1 protein-coding gene and 2 pseudogenes are annotated in these 2,823 nt (G+C 27.9%); all 3 read left to right on the top strand.

The window, feature by feature from the left end:
- A pseudogene (locus Q1X91_RS15370) lies at nucleotides 1–243 on the top strand (phage tail protein); the annotation flags it as partial.
- Nucleotides 244–265: 22 nt separating this feature from the next.
- Entirely contained in the window at nucleotides 266–2,482 is a 2,217-nt protein-coding gene (locus Q1X91_RS15365; protein WP_300759455.1) for a hypothetical protein, read from the top strand.
- 9 nt (nucleotides 2,483–2,491) lie between these two features.
- A pseudogene (locus Q1X91_RS15360) lies at nucleotides 2,492–2,823 on the top strand (glycoside hydrolase family 19 protein); the annotation flags it as partial.

The raw sequence follows: 2,823 nt of genomic DNA, 5'->3' as shown, positions 1-2,823 counted from the left end.
AGTAATTATACAGGTGAGTTCGGACTTTATAATAATTTTAGTAATGATAAAGCACCATTTATAGGCTGGTTATCAAAAAATTATTATGGAGGTACGTTTGAACAAAATGTAGGAGTATATCAGGCTGGACTTCCTAATTTAAAATGGTTTCCTATATTAGGGGGAAAACCAGTATTAGGAATGAAAAATAATAGTAATAATACTATCACAGCTTATTTATATTTTTTGGTAAGAAAGAAATAAATAAAATAAATAGGAGCTATTAATGAATTTACTTGATAAAAACAGGCTTAATACTGGATTAAACGGTGAATGGCTTAATGATGATGAAGAAAATGGTATACATGGAACTGTTCTTATGGCTGAAGATATGAATAGCTTAGGTACAGAAATAAATAATCTCATTAAAGCAGGAGGAATGACTCCTAATAAAAATGAAAATGATCAAATATTAAGAGCAGTTAAAAACTTAGGCGGAAGCGGTGTAGCTTCTTCAGCTTCTAATATTAGTTATGATAATAGTATAAGCTCCTTAGAACAGAAAAATTATGACTTTCCAAAGTTTAAATCTCAAATAGCTGATTTAACATATATTTCTCTTACTGAAAGCTCTGTTATTGGAAAAATAGAAAAAGAAGATGATAATTATTTTATTAAAGGAAGTGTGTCTGTTTTATCAAGTCAAAATGTTTTATCTATACCATTAACTATAGATGGTAAAGAAAATTATGAAGTATTATCTTTCATAGGTCAGTTTTTTAGTATAGATTATGGAGATAATATTGAGAATTGGACAGATACTTTAGAAAATGAAATAATAGTAAACGGTATAAATAACGGCTGGCAGTTTGTATTTGTTCAAAATGTGATTAGTATTAAAAGAAAAGATAATGGAGAGCTTCCTGAAAATACATATAGTGTAACGCTTAATATAAAAAACAGAGTATTATTAAAACCTGATGAAAATATTATAGCTTGGCAGTATGAAATGAATAATAATACTATATTAAAAATAGTAAATGAAAATGGAACTCTTAAAATTAAAGGTATTACTAATATATATGCTAGTGTACGAAGTGAAGATACAATCTTTTTTACTAATAATATATTAGAAAATTATGTTGATTTTAATATAGAACATACAAGCGGAATAACTTCAAGCAATGGTAAAAATGTGATATGGACTTTCAAAAAGAATTATCAAGGTTTTCCTTATTCTATTGTAATAAAGTACGAAGATGAAAGTGGTATAGAGCCTGAAGATTTTTTTACTATAGACATTACACCTGATAAAAACTCAAATATTGATTTTACTAAAGGCGATGCGGTTAATGTTCAAAATGCTATAGATAGTTTATCTGAATTAAAACAGGATAAGCTAATTGCAGGAGAAAATATAGTAATAGAAAAACAAGGTGAAAGTACAATTATAAAATCATTAGGCGGAGGAAATGCTGAAGATATAGGCTTTGATAATACAAATGCAAAGTTACAGCAGTTAGCTGGATACGATTTTCCAAAGTTTAAAACAGAAATACCTGAAACTATAGACTTTATAGCAGGTGAAAAGCAGACAATTGCTATAAAAAAAATTGATAATAATTATTTTATACAATATAAATTTCTGTCTCTTTTTATGCCAAGTTTAGATTTTTATTTAATGCTGTCTGATACTAATTTATATAAAACTTATAGTTTGCTCAATCAATTTTTTCAAACAGTATCTACTAATGAAGAAATTTATTATGATGCTTTAGAAGGCGAAATCGTTTGGGAAGAAATAACCAATATAGAAGAATTGCAAAGCAACCCTGACTTTATACTTCCAGACGGAAGTTTTAATTTGGATTTAATAAAAACAAATCCGTTACAAGTAAAATCAAAATTTAAAATAACAAATGGTATTAATTCATATAATTATTTAATGATAAAAAATGAGGCTTTAGAAGAAATACAGCCCAGTACATACTGCGTACTAACTCTTAATATAAAAAACAGAGTATTAAGAAATGAAGATACAAATATATTTACTTCTAGTTTTGCTTTTATGACTACTCAGTCAATAATGGATTTTTATGCTTTCACTTTAGAACAAGATAATAATAATATAAAATTAAAAGGTTCATACACTTTAAAAGATGGAGCGGGACTTGCCATTGGTTTTTATAGTCCTATTATAGAGAATTATTTTAATGTATCAAATGCAGCAGTTAATTTACAAAATACAAGCGGAATAACTTCAAGCAATGGAAAACCGTTAAAATTTGGTATTTTTAAAAATAATAAAACAGAAGCAGCCGAGCCCCCTTATATTTTATTTTTATGTTATCAAGATGATACAAACATACAAGCAGGAGATGCCATTACTTTCAATCTCACTCCTGATAAGAACTTTATGCTTAATCCTATTTATCAGAATGTTATTAATGTACAGCAGGCTATAGAGGCAATAGTTAAGCGTTTGACTATACTTGAAAGTTAAGGAGTTTATATGATAACCAAAGAACAATTAATAAAAATAGGCATTAATGATAAATGGTTAGTGCCTTTAAATAGTGCTTTTAAAAAATATGATATTACAGACATTAATGAACAGGCTATGTTTCTAGCTCAGACTACGCATGAAAGCAATGATTATAAAAGACTTGAGGAAAGTTTTAATTATAAGCCAGAGCGTTTATTTGAAGTTTTCAAAAAAAGAGTTGGAAGTTTAGAGAAAGCTAAAGAGTTATGTTCTAAAGGTGCTAAGGCTATAGCTGATTTTGTTTACGGCGGAAGATTAGGCAATGCCAAAGATGAAGGATACAAATACAGGGGCAGAGG

This window comes from uncultured Brachyspira sp., assembly GCF_949287625.1.
GTDB lineage: Bacteria > Spirochaetota > Brachyspiria > Brachyspirales > Brachyspiraceae > Brachyspira.
This window is presented reverse-complemented; position numbering and strand designations above follow the sequence as displayed.

Bases quoted from the DNA above. Each gene is read 5' to 3' on its own strand.
- Q1X91_RS15365 (WP_300759455.1), top strand. From the start codon at position 266: ATGAATTTACTTGATAAAAACAGGCTTAATACTGGATTAAACGGTGAA.